Source organism: Caballeronia sp. EK (genome assembly GCF_014384845.1).
GTDB classification, from domain to species: Bacteria; Pseudomonadota; Gammaproteobacteria; order Burkholderiales; family Burkholderiaceae; genus Caballeronia; species Caballeronia jiangsuensis.
Genome location: NZ_JACSUE010000013.1, coordinates 24,611 through 41,453 on the forward strand (window position 1 = coordinate 24,611; position 16,843 = coordinate 41,453).

Below are 16,843 nucleotides of genomic sequence, written 5' to 3' on the forward strand. Positions count from 1 at the left end.
CCTTTTTCATGGCGCATGCACGGCGCGAACGGCGCGGGCTTGCGCAAAAAGGACGGAATGCGCATGAGCAGCGATGATTCGATGATCCTTCGCGCGCCCGGCGGCGCGCTGCGCTATCCGTTCGACGCACCACCCATGCAGGGCGCGGCGCTCGAAGTGGCGCCATCGGTGCACTGGTTGCGGCTGCCGCTGCCCGTGGCGCTCGCGCACATCAACGCCTGGGCTATCGAGGACGGCGAGGGCTGGGCGATCGTCGACACGGGGCTGTGCCTGCCCGATTCGGCGAGCGTCTGGGAGACGCTGCTCGCGGGGCCGCTCAAGGGCCGCCCCGTGACGCGCGTCTTCGTCACGCATCTGCACGCGGATCACGTCGGCATGGCGGGATGGCTCACGCAGCGTTTCGATTGCGCGCTGTGGATGACGCGCACCGAGTACTGGACCTGCCGCGCCAACGTGGCCGACGTCGCGCGCGCTGTGCCACGAGACGGCGTGCGCTTTTACCGGCGCGCGGGCTGGGACGAGAAGGCCATCGACGACTATCGCGGGCGGCCCGGCTGGTTCGGCCGCATGATTCACGCAATGCCCGACAGTTTCGTCCGGCTGGAGGATGGCGCGACGATATCGATCGGCGACCACGAATGGCAAGTCGTGGTCGGCCGCGGGCATACGCCGGAGCATGCGTGTCTCTATTGTCCGCGATTGAACGTGCTGATTTCGGGCGATCAGGTGTTGCCGCGCATTTCGTCGAACGTGTCCGTGAATCCGTCCGAGCCGGACGCGGATCCGCTGGGCGACTGGCTTGCGTCCATCGAGAAGATCCGCGCGGACGTGCCCGCCAGCGTGCTGGTGCTGCCCTCGCACAATACGCCGTTTTTGGGTCTGCACGAGCGCCTGGAACGGCTGGCGCAAGGTGTGCATCGCGGCCTCGAACGGCTGCGCGAATGTTTGTCGGAGCGGCGGCGAGCGGTCGACACGTTCGGCGTGCTGTTCGGCGGCGCCATCGACATTCAAGACCCGACCACGCGCACGCTCGCCACCGGCGAGGCGCTTGCCTACCTGAACTACCTGGTGAAGCGGAACGAGGCGCGCTGCGAGATCGACGCGAACGGTGTGGGCTGGTATCTGGCCATATCGTAAGCGCCGCTCGCCGTTTTCAGCCCACCTGCCGCGCTCCGTCGCGCCAGTATTTGTCGCGCACCCGGCGGCGCAACACCTTGCCGACCGCGCTGAGCGGCAACGCGTCGACGAACGCGATCGACTTCGGCGCCTTGAAACGGCCAAGACGCCCTTTCGCGTGCTCGATCAGCGCTTGCGCGTCGATTGCGGCACCGGGCTTAAGGACCACCTCGGCGTGGACCGCCTCACCCCATTCGTCATGCGGTACGCCCACGACGGCGGAAATGGCGACGGCCGGATGAGCGTCGAGCGCCGCTTCCACTTCGATTGCATAGACGTTGAAGCCGCCGGTGATGACCATGTCCTTCTTTCGATCGACGATGTACAGGTAGCCCTCCTCGTCGAGATAGCCGAGATCGCCCGATTTCCAGAAGCCGTTCGTGAACTCGCTCGCGGTGTCTTCGGGATTGTGGAGGTAGCCACGGATCGTGGCGCCCGCGCGCACCCATATTTCGCCGATGACGCCCTGGGCGACCGGTGCGCCGTCGGCTTCGACGACGAGCAGTTCGACGCCGCACGCGATGCGCCCGGCGGAGGCGAGCCGCGCGGGCGTGGCGACGGCATGATCGGACTTGTTGAGCGTCGCGACGGGCTGCAGGCATTCGGTCGAACCGTAGACTTGCACGAAGATATTGCCGAAGCGTTCCTGCAGGGGCGCGAGCTTCGCGGGACTCATCGGCGCGGCGCCGTAATAGATGGTGCGCAACGTCGTCAGGTCATGCTTCAGCGCTTCGGGCATGTCGAGGAGGCGATAGAGCAGCGTCGGGACGAGCATCGCCATCGTGATGCGCTCCGCTTCCAGATTGCGGCACCATTGCACGAGATCCGGCGTGTTCTGCGTCACCGTGCAGCCGCCGCGAAAGAGCGTCGGCAGCAGGCCGAGGCCGGAACCGTGGCTCAACGGCGCCATGTGCAGGAAGCGCGTCTGCGCCTCGAAGGTCTGTTCGCGTTCGAGATAGTACGAGTCGCGGCACGCGAGCCAGTTGGCGATCGTGTACTGGGCGCACTTGCCCTTGCCCGTCGTGCCGCCGGTGAAGCGGTGGATCAGGACGTCGCGATCCGTGTCGCTCTCGATGCCGGGATCGGCGTCGCTCACGCCTTCGAGCAGGTCCCAGAAGCCGTGCAGGCCGTCTCGCGGCACGGGCACGTCGTCCATGCTGACGACCGTCGCGCCAAGTTCGCGCAGCATGTCGTAGTAGGGCTCGACGAGATCGCCTTCGAGGAACACGGCTTTCGGCCGCATGAAACGGGCTTGCCAGCGGTGCTCGTCGGCGCTGTCGCGGCGATTGGTCCAGGCGGCCGCCGCTTCGCCCTTGAGCGCGGTCCACGCGTGCAGCAAAGAGAGATTATCGTTGTCGAGGACGCAGAGATAGACGTCGCCGCGCCGCAGGCCGAGGCGTTCGCGCATCATGTTGACGATCCGGTTCGTCAGGCGGTGCAGCTCGCGAAACGAGTAACGCCGCGAACGTTCGATGTTCACGAGCGCCTCGCGCTCACCGTGGCAGATGGACAGCTGTTCGACGGTTCGGGCAAAGTTGATGATCACTGCATCGGTCTCCGCTGAGTGGGCAGGGCCTGCCGGTTCGCGGAATATAAGTGCCTCATGCGTGCCGTATCGCCCCTCGTTTGGCGGGGGCGGGCAGACCCGGATGCGGCTGCCGGCGCCGGGTCGCGTGTCGCTGCCGCACCCCTTCAAACGAGGGGGGCGGCATGGCGGGCGACATGCCTATGATGGGCCAGTGCCGGTCAGACCGACCGGCGGCGATAACAACAAGGAGATTGTATGACGCGCAAAGTCGTCGTCGCGGGTGTGGGCATGGTCCCGTTCCGGAAGCCAGGCGCCAGCGAAACCTATGACCTGATGGGCGCGCAAGCAGCGCGTCTCGCGCTCGCCGACGCCGGCGTCGCGTATCAGGCGATCCAGCAGGCTTATGCGTGCTTCGTCTACGGCGATTCCACGGCCGGCCAGCGCGCGCTCTACCACGTCGGGATGACCGGCCTGCCGATCATCAACGTCAACAACAACTGCTCGACAGGCTCGACGGGCCTTTTCCTGGCGCGTCAGGCGATCGAGGCGGGCGCGCTCGACGTCGCGCTCGTGGTCGGCTTCGAGCAGATGAATCCGGGCGCGCTCGGCAGCTATTTCAACGACCGGCCACTGCCTTCGGAACTGTTCCTCGCGCAATGCGACCGCCTCGGCGTGCCGACCGAGATTGCCCCGGCGCTGCGCATTTTCGGCGGCGCGGGCATGGAGCACATGAAGCGCTTCGGCACGCCGCTCGCGAGCTTCGCCAAGATCCGCGCGAAGGCGAGCCGCCACGCGGCGAACAATCCGCTCGCGGTGTTCCGCAAGGTCGTGACCGCCGAGGACGTGCTCGCCGATCAGGTGGTATGGCCCGGCGTGATGACGCGGCTCATGGCCTGCCCGCCCACGTGCGGCGCGGCGGCGGCCGTGCTGTGCAGTGAAGACTACGCGCGCCGGCACGGGCTCGACGCGTCCGTGTGGATCGCCGCGCAGGCGCTCACGACCGACGGCCCGGAGTCGCTCCAAGGCGACGATCTGCGCGACGTCGCCGGCTTCAGCATGTCGAGGAACGCGGCGCGCCAGGTGTATGAGGCGGCGGGCATCGACGCCCAAGACGTGGATGTGGTCGAACTGCACGACTGCTTCGCCCACAATGAGCTGATCACGTATGAAGCGCTTGGCCTGTGCCCTGAAGGCGGCGCGGCGAAGTTCATCGACGATGGCGACAACACCTATGGCGGGCGGCATGTGGTCAATCCGTCGGGCGGGCTGCTGTCGAAGGGGCATCCGCTCGGCGCGACGGGCCTCGCGCAATGCACGGAGCTCGTGCAGCAACTGCGCGGCACGGCGGGCGAGCGCCAGGTGGACAACGCGCGCGTCGCATTGCAGCACAACGTCGGCATCGGCGGCGCCTGCGTGGTGACGATGTACCGCAACTGATTGGGAGACACGATGGACTTTCAACCCGACGCCGGTCTCGATGCCTTTCGCGTCACGGTGCGCGCTTTCCTGCGCGAGCATCTGCCGGCCGATCTGGCCAACAAGCCGGTAGGCAGCGTGCGGTCGATGCGCCCGGATCTCGTGCGCTGGCAAAAGATTCTGAACGGCAATGGCTGGGGTGCGCCCTACTGGGCGCAGAAGGACGGCGGCACCGGCTGGACGGTGCTGCAGCGGCTCGTGTTCGACGAAGAATGCGTCGCGGCGGGCGCGCCCACTCAGGACGGTTTCGCGCAGAAGCTGCTCGGCCCGGTCATCAACGCATTTGCGACGCCCGAGCAAAAGGCCGAGCACATTCCGCGCATTCTCGGCGGCGAACGGCTCTGGTGCCAGGGCTTCTCCGAGCCGGGCTCGGGCTCGGACCTCGCCTCGCTGCGCACGCGCGCCGATCGCGAAGGCGACCATTACGTCGTCAACGGCCAGAAGATCTGGACGAGCTATGCGCACGAATCGGACTGGATCTTCCTGCTCGTGCGCACGGATGCCGACGCGAAGAAGCAGGCGGGCATCAGCTTCCTGCTCGTCGACATGAAAACGCCCGGCATCACCGTGCGGCCGATCCGCAGCATCGACGATTGCCATCACCTGAACGAGACGTTCTTCGACAACGTGCGCGTACCGGTCGCGAATCGCATCGGACTGGAGGGCGATGGCTGGACGATCACGAAGTTCCTGCTCAACAACGAGCACGCGACCGCGGCGGATCTGCCGATGCTGCGCCGCTATCTGATGCAACTGCGCACGCTCGCCACGACGCAGCGCGCGGGCAGCAAGCCGCTGATTGCGCGTCCGGAATTCGCGCTGCGTCTTGCGCGCCTCGAGGCCGAAGTGACCGCGATCGCGACGATGGTCAAACGCGTGGCAGCGATGGAACAGGACCATAGCCCCGCTGCGCACGCGATGGGTTCGATGCTCAAGGTGCGCGGCACGGAGCTTCAGCAGCGCATGAGCGAGTTCATGGTCGAAGCCCTCGGCGATTACGGCGCGGTGGCGTATCCCGAGCCGCACGATGCCTGCCTCGAAACGCCGATGCCGCATCAGGACGTGGGCCGTGGCATCGCGAATGACATGTTCTTCCGGCGCGCATCGACCATCTATGGCGGCACGAGTGAGGTCCAGCGCGGGATCGTTGCCAAGATGCTGTTTCAACTCTGATTTCCGGACCGAACATGAACTTCAATCTCGATGCAGAGCAGCAACTGCTGCAGGATAGTGTCCGTCGTTTCGTCGACAGGGACTACAGTTTCGAAGCCCGCACCGCGCTCGTGAAGGCGCGCACGCCTGCGCGCACGGCGCACTGGCAGACCTTCGCCGACAACGGCTGGCTCGCCGCGGCGCTGCCGGAATCGTGCGGAGGCCTCGGCGGTTCGATCGTGGATACGGTGCTCATCGCCCAGCAACTCGGGCGGGGACTGGTCGTCGAGCCGTTTCTCGGCTGCGCGGTGCTGGCGGCGCAGACGCTCTCCGCCGCGGGCACGCCGGCGCAGCGCGAAAAGTGGCTTCCTTCGCTCGCCGACGGCTCGCGCCAGTTCGCGCTCGCCTACAGCGAGGCGCAGTCGCGAGGCTTTCCCGATTCCGTCGAACTGAGCGCGACGGCCACGGCGGACGGCTATGTGCTCACCGGCTGCAAGACGCTCGTGCTGGGCGGCGCAAATGCGGATGGCTTCATCGTCTCGGCGCGCGTGTCGGACGCGGACGGCATCACGGTCATGATCGTTGCTGCCGACGCGCGCGGCCTGACGCGTCGCGTATTGCCGCTGCACGATGGCAGCTTCGCGGCCGAACTGACGTTCGATGGCGTGCGGGTGACGCGCGACGCGGTGCTGGGCGAACCGGGCGGCGGTCTTGCGGCGCTCCGGCATGGTCTCGCGCACGCCACCGCCGCGCTCGGCGCGGAACTGGTGGGCGCGATGGAAAAGGCCATCGAGCTCACGGCCGAGTACCTGAAGATGCGCAAGCAATTCGGTGTGCCGATCGGCAGCTTTCAGACGCTACAACACCGTCTCGCCGACATGGCCGCCGAGCTGGAGCTCGCGCGCTCGATGCTCTACGCGCTGCTCGCATCGCTCGAAAACGACGACGCCCCGACGCGAGCGCGCACCGTCTCGCAGGCCAAATCGCTGATCGGGCGCGCCGCGCGCTTCGTTTGCGGCCAGGCCATCCAGCTGCACGGCGGCATCGGCATGACCGAGGAGTATCAGGTCGGCCATTACTACAAGCGTGCGGTCGTCGCGGACGTGCTGTTCGGCAATAGCGACCGTCATGACGCCGCGTGTGCGGCGCAGTTGGAAAAAGACCTGCTTCAAAAGGACAACCACGCATGAAGAGTTTCGAGAAAATTGCCGACCTGCAGCGGCTCGTCGGCGAATCGCTCGGCATGAGCGAATGGCTGCTGATCGATCAGGAGCGCGTGAACCGGTTCGCGGATGCGACGGGAGACCACCAGTGGATTCATGTCGACGTGGAGCGCGCGAAAGCAGGCCCGTTCGGCGGGACCATTGCGCACGGCTTCCTGACGCTCAGTCTCTTGCCCACCTTTAGCGCGACGGCGTTCGAGATCAAGGAGACGAAAAGCGGCCTGAATTACGGGCTCGACAAGGTCCGCTTCATCACGCCCGTGCCGGTGGGCAAGCGCGTGCGCGCGCATTTCCGGCTCGTGGAATGGACCGCGATCAATCACGGCGGCGCGCAGATGAAGATCGAAATGACGGTCGAATGCGAAGGCGCGGAGAAGCCCGCCTGCATCGCGGAATCGATCCTGCGTCTCTTTCCCTGACGTTTCCACTACTGACAACATTCGAGGAGATTCGAACATGAGCATTCGTTTCGATGGCAAGGTCGCGATCGTGACCGGCGCGGGCGCGGGGCTGGGCCGGGCGCATGCGCTGGCGTTCGCGGCGCGTGGCGCCACGGTCGTGGTCAACGATTTCGGCGGCGCGCGCGACGGCACGGGCGGTTCGTCGCAAGCCGCGCTCGCCGTGGTCGAAGAAATCCGGCAGGCGGGCGGCACGGCGATCGCCGACGGCGCGAACGTCGCGGACTACGAACAGGTTCAGGCGATGGTCAAGCGCGCGGTGACCGAGTTCGGCCGCGTCGATATCCTCGTCAACAATGCGGGCATCCTGCGCGACAAGAGCTTCGCGAAGCTCGAGATGAGCGACATCGAAGCCGTGCTCGACGTGCACCTGATGGGCTCGATCAACTGCTCGAAGGCGGTGTGGGAGATCATGCGCGAGCAGGGCTATGGCCGCATCGTGATGACGACGTCCTCCTCCGGCATGTACGGCAACTTCGGGCAGTCGAACTACGGTGCGGCGAAGATGGGCGTGATCGGCCTGATGAACGCGCTCACCACCGAAGGCCGCAAGAACGACATCCGCGTCAACACGATCGCGCCAGTCGCGGCCACGCGTATGACCGAAGGAATCCTGCCCGAAGCCATGCTCGCGCGCATCCAGCCCGAGCGCGTGACGCCGGCCGTGCTGTTCCTCGCGAGCGAGAACGCGCCGTCGAAGACCATCATCGCGGCGGGTGGCGGGGCGTTCGCGGCGGCCACGGTCGTCGAGACGGCGCCGGTGCTGCTGCCCGACGAAGCGGTCACGCCGGAGGGCGTCGCGGCGCGCTTCAGCGATATCGCGAACTGGGAAACGGCGCGTCCATACGAGGAGTCCGGCCATCAGGTGCAGACCTTCCTCAAGCTCGTCTGCGGGATGTAAGCAGTCTCGATTCGGTATGCAAACCGCCGCTTTTGCGGCGGTTTTTTTATGCCCGCGATTTTGCATGTGGCGCGAGCGCGAATAAAAAGCCCGCACGGATTGCGTCCGTGCGGGCTGAGCAAACGGCTAGTCGAGATTGCGCGAGATGATCAGCTTCTGGATGTGGCTCGTACCTTCATAGATCTTGCAGATGCGTACGTCGCGCAGAAAGCGCTCGACCGGGAAGTCGCTCAGATAGCCGTAGCCGCCGTGAATCTGCAAGGCGTCCGAGCACACCTTCTCGGCGATCTCGCTGGCGAAGAGCTTCGCGATCGACGCCTCCTTGATGCAGTCCACGCCGGCGTCGCGCAGGCGCGCCGCGTGCAGGCAGTATTGCCAGGCCACTTCGACTTGCGCGGCCATGTCGGCGAGATCGAACGAAACGGCCTGCAGCTTGATGAGCGGGCCGCCATAGGCCTCGCGCTCGCGCGCGTAGCGGGTGGCCGCCTCGAGCGCGCCGCGCGCGACGCCGGCCGCGATGAAGGCAATGCCGATACGGCCATCGGAGAGGCCGCCCATCACGGTGCGATAACCGTCGCCTTCGCCGCCGAGCCTTTCGCTCGCGGGGACGCGAAAGTCTTCGAGCGCGATCTGCGCCGTGTGCGCGGTGTGCTGGCCGAGCTTGCTCTCGATGCGCGTGACGGCATAGCCGGGCGCTTTCGGATCGATGATGAACGTGGTCGCGCCGCGCTTGCCCGCCGTTTTGTCGGTGATGGCGAAAGCGACACCGACGCCCGCCTCGCTGCCGTTCGAGATGAACTGCTTGGTGCCGTTGAGCACGTAGTGGTCGCCGTCGCGGCGCGCGCTCGCTCTCAGCGCGGCAGTGTCGGAGCCGGCATGCGGTTCGGTCAGCAGGAACGCGCCGATCGATTCGCCGCTCGCCATCGCCGGCAGATAGCGTCGCTTCTGCGCTTCGGTGCCGTGTTCGGCGATGCACAGCGCCGTGAAGTTGTGCACGTGCAGGATCGTCGCGAGCCCGGCGTCGATCGAAGCGAACTCATGCTGCGCGAGGCAGAAATCGAGCACGCTCGAGCCGCTGCCACCGTACGCTTCGGGCACCAGCATGCCCAGAAAGCCGAGATCGGCGAGCGACTTCAGTTCCGCGTGCGGCCATGCGGATTGGAGATCGCGTTCGGCTGCGGTCGGCGCGATGATCTCGCTCGCCACCCGGCGCGCGCTGTCGCGGATCATGATCTGTTGCTCGTTCAGAAACGAGCGCGTGGTGTCGGTCATCGGTTTTATTCCTTCGCGTGAGATGCGGAATGCAGCTGGACGACGGGGCAACGCGGGACGTCGCGCTCGACCGTCCATTCGTTCAGAACGATGTCGTTGTGTTCGCCCCGTCGCGGAATCGCGCCGGGGCGGCCTGCCGGTGTGACGGAGAAGCGCGGAGCGGGATTGGCCTGCAATGCGTCGTCTTGCAACGAATAGACTTCGCGAGCGCGCATGTGCGGATGCGCGGCGGCTTCTCCGGGGCTCAGCACGGGCGCGAAGCAGGCGTCGCTGCCTTCGAGCAGGCGGCACCATTCGTCGCGAGTGCGCTGTGCGAACAGGGTCGCGAAACGGTCGCGCAATTGTGGCCACTTGCGTGCGTCGTAAGGCTTGTCGAATTGCGGATCGTCGGCGAGACCCAGCTTGTCGCGCAACTCGCAGTAGAACTTCGGCTCGAGCGAGCCGACCGAGATGAAGCCGCCCTCGGCGCAGCGATAGGTGTTGTACCAGTGCGGACCGTCGAGCAGGCTTTGGCCGCGCTCGGTCTGCATATGGCCCGACGCCTGCAGCGCAAGGAGCAGCGTGGTCATGTGCGCGCTGCCGTCGACGATGGCCGCATCGACGACCTGGCCAGTATGGGTCGCGCGCGCGTTCATGATGCCGGCGAGCAGCCCCACCGCGAGATACATCGCGCCGCCGCCCACGTCGCCGACGAGGCTCGGCGGCGTCACTGGCGCTTCGCCGGGTTGTCCGGCATACCAGAGCGCGCCGGACAGTGCGATGTAGTTCAGATCATGGCCTGCGGCGTGGGCCAGCGGACCGCTCTGGCCCCAGCCCGTCATGCGCCCGTAGACGAGACGCGGATTGCGCGCGAGGCACACGTCCGGGCCGAGACCCAGGCGCTCCATGACGCCGGGACGCATGCCCTCGATCAGCGCGTCGCATTGCTCGACGAGCCGCAGCACGGTCTCGACGCCCTCGGGCGTCTTCAGATCCACTGCCACCGAACGCTTGCCGCGATTGGCGATCTGCGCGCTGCCCAGGTCGAGCGAGTCGGTTCCGGCCTCGGTGCGCTCGACCACGACCACGTCCGCGCCGAGGTCGGCAAACAGCATCGCGCAGAACGGACCCGGGCCGATCCCCGCGATTTCCAGCACCTTGAGCCCGGCGAGCGGGCCCTGTCGTTGTGTCGTCATTGACGGTCTCGATACATTGCCGATAGTGCGGCCAATGATAGAGAGCGCCGTGGGCGGGCACGCCCCCTATTCTTGAGGGGGACGGCCGGCTGAGGCCACCGCCTATCCTGTGCGCCACGTCAGGCTGCGTTCCTTCCGCGTTTCGCACGTGTGCACTTACCCGACGTCACCCGACGGTTGAACGGAACCCCCTATTCGCGAGGGGGAGAGTCCGGTTGGTGATCGGCCTATGCTTGGTCACACATCGATCGACAGCACGTCTGTCCAGTCCGTGATCGCATGTTCTGCAAGCGGGCAAAAGAAGAATCGTCCCGGCTTATGTCCCGTCGCACGCGGGACGCGTGCTTTTACAGGAACCGAGATTCCTGCACGCCTTGCAGTCCGGGCCGCATGACACCGCATCGGCCGCGTCCTGCCGGAGAAGGTGGAAATCGAAGGAGACATGCATGCATAACATCAGCAAGGCTTTGGTGGGCGCGTCGCTCTCGGTGGCGGCGGTCGGCGCCCTGGCGCAGTCCAGCGTCACGCTGTATGGCGTGGCGGACGTCTTCGTCCAGTATCTCGGCAATGGTTCAACCCATTCGTGGTCGGAGCGAAGCGGCGGCAACTCGGGTTCGAACTTCGGGCTGCGCGGAAGCGAGGATCTGGGCGGCGGTCTCAAGGCCGCGTTCGTCCTGGAGAACGGCTACACCATCAACAACGGCGGGTTCTTCGTCGACAGTTCGACGATGTTCTACAGGCAGGCATGGGTCGGCCTGAACCACGAGGACTATGGATCGCTGACGTTCGGCCGGCAGTATCAGCCGACCTTCTGGGCGATCTATCCGACCGACCCGTTCCGCGGCGCCGAAGTTCTTTCGCCGTTATCGGCCGCCGCCAATGCGGTCGACAGAAATACGCTCGCCACGCAGAGCGCGAGCGGGCGCAGCAGCAATGCCATCGTCTATCAGTCGCCGGTGACGGCCGGGTTCAAGCTCTACGCGATGTACGGCCTCGCGTCGACCGCGACGCAACCGGTGCCGCAATCCATCGGCAACATTCTGGACCTTGCGCTCACCTATCAGGGCGCCGGTCTCTACGCCGGGCTCGCGTATCAGAACCAGCATGCGGGCACGGAAGCGTTTCCCGGTTTGCCGGCCGCGCTGAACGTGCTTGGCACGGAGCGCTTCACGGGCGCGCTGGGCTATCGGATCGGCGTCGTGAACCTGCAGGCGAACTACACGTACAACCGCTCGAAAGACGCGCCTGCGGGCTCGCTCGCCGCGCGACTCGGTGCGAGCCACTCGTACAGCATCGCGGAGGTCGGCGCGACGATTCAGGCGACGCCCGCCGACGTCATCGAAATCGCCGGCATCGAACGCGACGTGCGCGGCGTGCACGACGAGACGCCGGGCATCGAACTCGGCGTCGAGCATCTGCTGTCCAAGCGCACCACGATCTACGCGCGCGCGGGCTACATGAAGAACAACGGCGTGGCGAAGATGAGCTGGCCGGCCGTGGTCGTCACCGAAGCGAATGCATCGCAAACGCTCGTCGCGCTCGGCGTGGCGCACCGCTTCTGACGTGCCGGCGCGCCTCGCGTCAGGCATGCGCTCACGAATCAGGTTTGAGATCAGTCAAGGAAAACAGAGAACATGAATCTGCAAAGGAAAGTAGCAATCGTCACGGGCGCCGCTTCGGGGCTCGGCCTCGCGACCTACAGGAAGCTTGCGGCCGCGGGCGCGCAGGTGGTGGGCTTCGACCTCGATCAGGCGAAGCTCGACGACGTGCTCGGCCCCGACATGAAGGGCATGGCTGTCGACGTTTCGAGCGAGGAGAGGGTGAAGGCGGCGGTGGATGCCGTGCTCGCACTGCACGGCCGCCTGCACGTCGCGGTCAACTGCGCGGGTGTGCTCGGTCCCTGCAAGACGCTGTCGAAAGGCCAGCTGTTTCCGAGCGAGCTCTGGAATCGCGTGCTGGGCGTGAACCTCACCGGCACGTTCAACGTGATCCGCCACGCGGCGCAGGCGATGGCCGCGAACGAACCGGGCGACGACGGCGAACGCGGCGTGATCATCAACACGGCGTCGGGAGCGGCGCGCGAAGGCCAGATGGGTCAGGCAGCCTATAGCGCGAGCAAGGCGGGCGTGATCGGCCTCACCACGCCGGTTGCGCGCGATCTCGCCGAGCACGGCATCCGCGTGGTGTCGATCGCACCGGGCCTGTTCGAGTCGGGCATGTCGAGCGGCATGCCGGAGAAGGTATCGGGCGCGCTCATCGACAAGATGCTGTTCCCGCGCCGCATGGGCCGCGCCGACGAGTTCGCGGGCCTCGTGCAGCACGTCGTCGAGAACGCCTATCTGAATGCGCTGACCATCGACATCCACTGCGGCATGCGTTGATGCGCCGTGTGTGCTCAAAGAAAAGGAAAGTAACGTGAAGGTACTCGTAGCAGTCAAAAGAGTCGTGGACGCCAACGTGAAGGTTGGCGTCAAGTCGGACGGTTCGGGCGTGGATCTCGCCAACGTGAAGATGGCCGTGAATCCGTTCGATGAAATCGCCGTCGAGGAAGCCGTGCGCCTCAAGGAAGCGGGCGTGGCGACCGAGGTGATCGCCGTCTCGTGCGGCGTTGCGCAGGCGCAGGAAACGCTGCGCACGGCGCTCGCGATCGGTGCGGATCGCGCGATTCTCGTGGAGTCCGCCGCCGAATTGCAGCCGCTCGCGGTCGCGAAGCTGCTGAAAGCGGTCATGGACCGCGAACAGCCGCAACTGGTGATTCTCGGCAAGCAGGCCATCGACGACGATTCGAACCAGACCGGCCAGATGCTCGCCGCGCTTGCAGCGCTTGCGCAGGCGACGTTCGCATCGAAGATCGCGATTGCCGAGGGCCGCGCCACCGTTTCGCGTGAAGTCGATGGCGGCGCGGAAACGCTGTCGCTGGCGCTTCCCGCCGTCGTGACGACCGATCTGCGCCTGAACGAGCCGCGCTACGTGACGCTGCCGAACATCATGAAAGCGAAGAAGAAGCCGCTGGAGACGATCAGGCCGGAAGACCTCGGCGTGGATGTGACGCCGCGCCTCAAGACGCTGAAGATTGCCGAGCCGCCGAAGCGTAGCGCGGGCATCACGGTGCCGGACGTGAAGACGCTGGTCGGGAAGCTGAAGACTGAAGCCAAAGTGCTGTAACGGAGCGATTTCGAAATGACGATTCTGGTAATTGGCGAACACGACGCCTCGCAGTCGGTCAAGGCCGCCACACTGAACACGGTCGCGGCCGCGCGGTGGATTGGCGCCGATGTTCACGTGCTGATCGCGGGTCACGATGTGCGGGGCGTGGCCGCGCAGGCCGCGAAAATCGCGGGCGTATCGAAGGTTCTGCTCGCGGACGCGCCGCAACTCGAAGCGGGTCTGGCGGAGAACATCGAAGCGACGGTGCTTCTCATCGCGAAGCACTACACGCACATCCTCGCGGCATCGACGGCTGCGGGCAAGAACGTCGCGCCGCGCATCGCCGCGAAGCTCGACGTCGCGCAGATCAGCGATATCACCGCCGTGGTCGACGCCGATACGTTCGAGCGTCCGGTCTACGCGGGCAACGCCATCGCGACGGTTCAATCGCAAGACCCGGTCAAGGTCATCACGGTCCGCACCACCGGCTTCGATGCGGTCGCGGCCGAAGGTGGCAGTGCGTCGATCGAGCCGATCGAAGCCGCGGCGGACTCCGGCCTGTCGCGGTTCGTCAGCCGTGAAGTGACGAAGCTCGATCGTCCGGAACTCACGAGCGCGGCGATCATCGTGTCGGGCGGCCGGGGGCTGGGCAGCGGTGAGAACTACACGAAAGTGCTCGAACCGCTCGCCGACACGCTCAATGCGGCGCTGGGCGCCTCGCGCGCCGCCGTGGACGCGGGCTACGTGCCGAATGACTATCAGGTGGGCCAGACCGGCAAGATCGTCGCGCCGCAGTTGTATGTCGCGGTCGGCATCTCGGGCGCGATCCAGCATCTGGCCGGCATGAAGGACTCGAAAGTGATCGTCGCGATCAACAAGGACGAAGAGGCGCCGATCTTCAGCGTGGCCGATTACGGCCTCGTCGGCGACCTCTTCTCGGTCACGCCGGAACTCGTCAGCGAGCTCCGGACGCAGTCGTGAGCCATGCGCCCGTAATCGGCCGACGCGGCCAGCCGGAGGATCCGATGAACAGCCGGGAAAGGTCATTGCGCGCACTGGTCGACAAGTGGCTTGGCTCCGATGACGAGCACGTTGCCTGCATCACGCGGCTGAGCCGTGGCGCACGCGGGCCGTGGCGCCATGTTTGCGTCGAGGCGCAGCGTGCGTCCGGCCCGTTCGCGATCGTGTTCTTCCGGCATGACGACGGATCGTGGTGTGTCTATCCGCCTCCGATCCGGCGCCCGGCCATGGCCATTGCGTGGCCCGTGCCACGAGTCGCGGCAGAACCGGTCGCCGCCTGAACGCCCGGTCATCCCTCAATCAGCAATCTGGAGTAGCAGCAACGTGTCAATCTCGGAGATGCCGGAAAGCGGCGTGGATAACGCACGCGAATCGATGGAATACGACGTGGTGATCGTCGGTGGCGGCCCGGCCGGACTGTCCGCGGCGATCCGCCTGAAGCAACTGGCGCAGCAAAAGGGCGTTGAGATCGGTGTGTGCGTATTGGAAAAAGGCTCGGAAATCGGCGCGCATATTCTTTCGGGCGCGGTCATGGACCCGCGTGCGCTCGATGAACTGATCCCTGACTGGAAGGAGCAGGGCGCGCCGCTCACGGTGCCGGTCACCGAAGACCGCTTCCTCTTCCTGTCGGAAACCGGCGCGAAGGCCGTGCCCAACTGGGCGCTGTCCGACAATTTCAGGAATCACGGCAACTATGTCGTCAGCCTCGCGAATGTCACACGCTGGCTGGGGGCTCAGGCCGAGGCGCTGGGCGTCGAGATTTTCCCCGGATTCCCGGCGGCCGAAATCCTGTACGGCGACGATGGCTCGGTGAAGGGCGTCGCCACCGGCGACATGGGCATCGGAAAGAATGGCGAGCCGACCGAGAACTTTCAGCGCGGCATGGAACTGCACGCGAAATACACGCTGTTCTGCGAAGGCTGCCGCGGGCATCTGGGCCGGCAGCTCAACGAAAGGCTCGGGCTCTCCGAGCATTCGAATCCGCAGGTGTACGGCCTTGGCATCAAGGAACTGTGGGAAATCGATCCGTCGAAACATCGACCGGGTCTCGTCATTCATACGGCAGGCTGGCCGCTCAACCAGAGCACGTACGGCGGGTCGTTTCTCTATCACACGGACAACAATCAGGTGATGGTGGGATTCGTCGTGGGCCTCGGTTACACGAATCCATACCTTTCGCCGTTCGAGGAATTCCAGCGCTACAAGACGCATCCGGCAATCCGCGCGTATCTCGAAGGCGGCAAGCGCGTGTCCTATGGGGCGCGTGCGATCACGGCAGGGGGCCTGGTATCGCTGCCGAAGCTCGTGTTTCCCGGCGGCGCGCTCGTCGGGGACGATGCGGGTTTCCTGAACGCCTCGCGCATCAAGGGCAGTCACGCGGCGATCAAGACCGGCATGCTGGCGGCCGAAGCGGCTTTCGATGCGGTGCGCGCAGGCCGCCAGAACGATGAACTCACGGCTTATCCGGAAGCGTTCAGGCGATCGTGGCTGTATGAAGAACTGCACAAGGCGCGCAATTTCAAACAGTGGATGAGCAAGGGCCTCTATCTGGGGACGCTGATGGTGGGCATCGAGCAGAAGCTGCTGGGCGGCAAGATGCCGTGGACGCTGCGTCATCGGCACCGCGATCACGAGAAGCTGAGAGCGGCGGCGCAGTGCAAGCCGATCGGGTATCCGAAGCCGGACGGCAAGCTCACGTTCGATCGCCCCTCCTCGGTGTTCATGTCGAATACGAACCACGAGGAAAACCAGCCCGCGCACCTGTCGCTCAAGGACGCGAGCGTGCCGGTGACGGTGAACCTGCGCACCTATGCGGGTCCGGAAGAGCGCTTCTGTCCTGCGGGCGTCTACGAGTATGTGAAGAACGAGCGGGACGAAGACCGTTTGCAGATCAACGCGCAGAACTGTGTCCACTGCAAGACCTGCGACATCAAGGATCCGACGCAGAACATCGTATGGGTCACGCCCGAAGGCGGTGGCGGCCCGAATTATCCGAATATGTGAGCCGCTGAGCGTCGGCCGGCCGCGGCGGCGCTCGGTTCTGCATCGCAAGCCCGTGCTGATCCTCGTCCCGACGCGTTGCGCAAGACGCTCGACGAGTCTCGGCAGCGCGGCGCTTTCGCAGCGATCGCGCGCTTCTCGATGAGAGCGCGCGCGTCGCAACGCTCGCATTCGCGTGGCTCCGGATTTCAAAAACCGATCCCCCCCATAACGAGAGGGTGTCATGTCGTCCGGGCGACAGTACCTTTCGATTCATGAGCCGTCCGAGGCGTTTGCCAACAGTGACGGGAATAGCGGGTAATTAGGCATGCAAA

General features: G+C 65.6%; 15 protein-coding genes. 12 read left to right on the forward strand and 3 right to left on the reverse strand.

The genetic code is table 11. From position 1 onward, the window contains the following. The first annotated feature begins 63 nt into the window (after positions 1-63). Entirely contained in the window at positions 64-1,137 is a 1,074-nt protein-coding gene (locus IAG25_RS31020) for an MBL fold metallo-hydrolase (RefSeq protein ID WP_187608252.1), read from the forward strand. A gap of 16 nt (positions 1,138-1,153) precedes the next feature. Here the strand turns inward: IAG25_RS31020 and IAG25_RS31025 are convergent, their stop codons facing one another. Next, positions 1,154-2,722, reverse strand: coding sequence for a class I adenylate-forming enzyme family protein (locus IAG25_RS31025; protein WP_187608253.1), 1,569 nt, complete (start codon positions 2,720-2,722; stop codon positions 1,154-1,156). A 237-nt stretch (positions 2,723-2,959) separates the two neighbouring features. Between IAG25_RS31025 and IAG25_RS31030 the strand changes: the two genes are divergently transcribed. Genes IAG25_RS31030 through IAG25_RS31050 form a run of 5 tightly spaced genes read left to right on the forward strand, consistent with a single transcriptional unit; the run spans position 2,960 to position 7,914 of the window. Then, positions 2,960-4,141, forward strand: a complete 1,182-nt coding sequence (locus IAG25_RS31030; RefSeq protein ID WP_187608254.1) for a lipid-transfer protein — start codon at positions 2,960-2,962, stop codon at positions 4,139-4,141. A gap of 12 nt (positions 4,142-4,153) precedes the next feature. Then, on the forward strand, positions 4,154-5,353 hold the full coding sequence (locus IAG25_RS31035) for an acyl-CoA dehydrogenase (RefSeq protein WP_187608255.1): 1,200 nt from the start codon (positions 4,154-4,156) through the stop codon (positions 5,351-5,353). Positions 5,354-5,367: 14 nt separating this feature from the next. Further along, entirely contained in the window at positions 5,368-6,522 is a 1,155-nt protein-coding gene (locus tag IAG25_RS31040) for an acyl-CoA dehydrogenase family protein (protein WP_187608256.1), read from the forward strand. Continuing rightward, positions 6,519-6,974 carry a MaoC family dehydratase gene (locus tag IAG25_RS31045; protein WP_187608257.1) on the forward strand — a complete coding sequence of 152 codons (456 nt, stop codon included), beginning with the start codon at positions 6,519-6,521 and terminating at the stop codon, positions 6,972-6,974. The genes IAG25_RS31040 and IAG25_RS31045 overlap by 4 nt, the downstream gene beginning before the upstream one ends. A gap of 37 nt (positions 6,975-7,011) precedes the next feature. Further along, a complete protein-coding gene (locus tag IAG25_RS31050) occupies positions 7,012-7,914 on the forward strand; it encodes an SDR family NAD(P)-dependent oxidoreductase (protein WP_187608258.1) in 903 nt (300 codons plus the stop codon). A gap of 126 nt (positions 7,915-8,040) precedes the next feature. Here the strand turns inward: IAG25_RS31050 and IAG25_RS31055 are convergent, their stop codons facing one another. Further along, on the reverse strand, positions 8,041-9,186 hold the full coding sequence (locus IAG25_RS31055; protein WP_187608259.1) for an acyl-CoA dehydrogenase family protein: 1,146 nt from the start codon (positions 9,184-9,186) through the stop codon (positions 8,041-8,043). A 5-nt stretch (positions 9,187-9,191) separates the two neighbouring features. Further along, positions 9,192-10,361 (reverse strand): CaiB/BaiF CoA transferase family protein, encoded by a 1,170-nt coding sequence (locus IAG25_RS31060; protein WP_187608260.1) that lies wholly within the window; start codon positions 10,359-10,361, stop codon positions 9,192-9,194. A 446-nt stretch (positions 10,362-10,807) separates the two neighbouring features. On the opposite strand from IAG25_RS31060, the gene IAG25_RS31065 reads away from it, so the two are divergent. The 6 genes from IAG25_RS31065 to IAG25_RS31090 all read left to right on the forward strand — a co-directional run bounded on the left by IAG25_RS31065 (position 10,808) and on the right by IAG25_RS31090 (position 16,532). After that, positions 10,808-11,923 (forward strand): porin, encoded by a 1,116-nt coding sequence (locus IAG25_RS31065; protein ID WP_187608261.1) that lies wholly within the window; start codon positions 10,808-10,810, stop codon positions 11,921-11,923. Positions 11,924-11,995: 72 nt separating this feature from the next. Continuing rightward, positions 11,996-12,742 (forward strand): SDR family NAD(P)-dependent oxidoreductase, encoded by a 747-nt coding sequence (locus tag IAG25_RS31070; protein WP_187608262.1) that lies wholly within the window; start codon positions 11,996-11,998, stop codon positions 12,740-12,742. Positions 12,743-12,776: 34 nt separating this feature from the next. After that, positions 12,777-13,526 (forward strand): electron transfer flavoprotein subunit beta/FixA family protein, encoded by a 750-nt coding sequence (locus IAG25_RS31075; RefSeq protein ID WP_187608263.1) that lies wholly within the window; start codon positions 12,777-12,779, stop codon positions 13,524-13,526. Between the two features lie 15 nt (positions 13,527-13,541). Continuing rightward, entirely contained in the window at positions 13,542-14,489 is a 948-nt protein-coding gene (locus IAG25_RS31080) for an electron transfer flavoprotein subunit alpha/FixB family protein (RefSeq protein WP_187608264.1), read from the forward strand. 44 nt (positions 14,490-14,533) lie between these two features. Continuing rightward, complete coding sequence (locus IAG25_RS31085; protein ID WP_187608265.1) at positions 14,534-14,809, forward strand: hypothetical protein; 276 nt, start codon at positions 14,534-14,536, stop codon at positions 14,807-14,809. Positions 14,810-14,903: 94 nt separating this feature from the next. Continuing rightward, a complete protein-coding gene (locus IAG25_RS31090) occupies positions 14,904-16,532 on the forward strand; it encodes an electron transfer flavoprotein-ubiquinone oxidoreductase (protein ID WP_309243989.1) in 1,629 nt (542 codons plus the stop codon). Positions 16,533-16,843: the final 311 nt, after the last annotated feature.

Bases quoted from the DNA above. Each gene is read 5' to 3' on its own strand.
- IAG25_RS31040 (WP_187608256.1), top strand. From the start codon at position 5,368: ATGAACTTCAATCTCGATGCAGAGCAGCAACTGCTGCAGGATAGTGTC.
- IAG25_RS31055 (WP_187608259.1), bottom strand. From the start codon at position 9,186: ATGACCGACACCACGCGCTCGTTTCTGAACGAGCAACAGATCATGATC.
- IAG25_RS31020 (WP_187608252.1), top strand. From the start codon at position 64: ATGAGCAGCGATGATTCGATGATCCTTCGCGCGCCCGGCGGCGCGCTG.
- IAG25_RS31035 (WP_187608255.1), top strand. From the start codon at position 4,154: ATGGACTTTCAACCCGACGCCGGTCTCGATGCCTTTCGCGTCACGGTG.
- IAG25_RS31090 (WP_309243989.1), top strand. From the start codon at position 14,904: ATGGAATACGACGTGGTGATCGTCGGTGGCGGCCCGGCCGGACTGTCC.
- IAG25_RS31050 (WP_187608258.1), top strand. From the start codon at position 7,012: ATGAGCATTCGTTTCGATGGCAAGGTCGCGATCGTGACCGGCGCGGGC.
- IAG25_RS31085 (WP_187608265.1), top strand. From the start codon at position 14,534: ATGAACAGCCGGGAAAGGTCATTGCGCGCACTGGTCGACAAGTGGCTT.
- IAG25_RS31045 (WP_187608257.1), top strand. From the start codon at position 6,519: ATGAAGAGTTTCGAGAAAATTGCCGACCTGCAGCGGCTCGTCGGCGAA.
- IAG25_RS31060 (WP_187608260.1), bottom strand. From the start codon at position 10,361: ATGACGACACAACGACAGGGCCCGCTCGCCGGGCTCAAGGTGCTGGAA.
- IAG25_RS31030 (WP_187608254.1), top strand. From the start codon at position 2,960: ATGACGCGCAAAGTCGTCGTCGCGGGTGTGGGCATGGTCCCGTTCCGG.
- IAG25_RS31080 (WP_187608264.1), top strand. From the start codon at position 13,542: ATGACGATTCTGGTAATTGGCGAACACGACGCCTCGCAGTCGGTCAAG.
- IAG25_RS31070 (WP_187608262.1), top strand. From the start codon at position 11,996: ATGAATCTGCAAAGGAAAGTAGCAATCGTCACGGGCGCCGCTTCGGGG.
- IAG25_RS31065 (WP_187608261.1), top strand. From the start codon at position 10,808: ATGCATAACATCAGCAAGGCTTTGGTGGGCGCGTCGCTCTCGGTGGCG.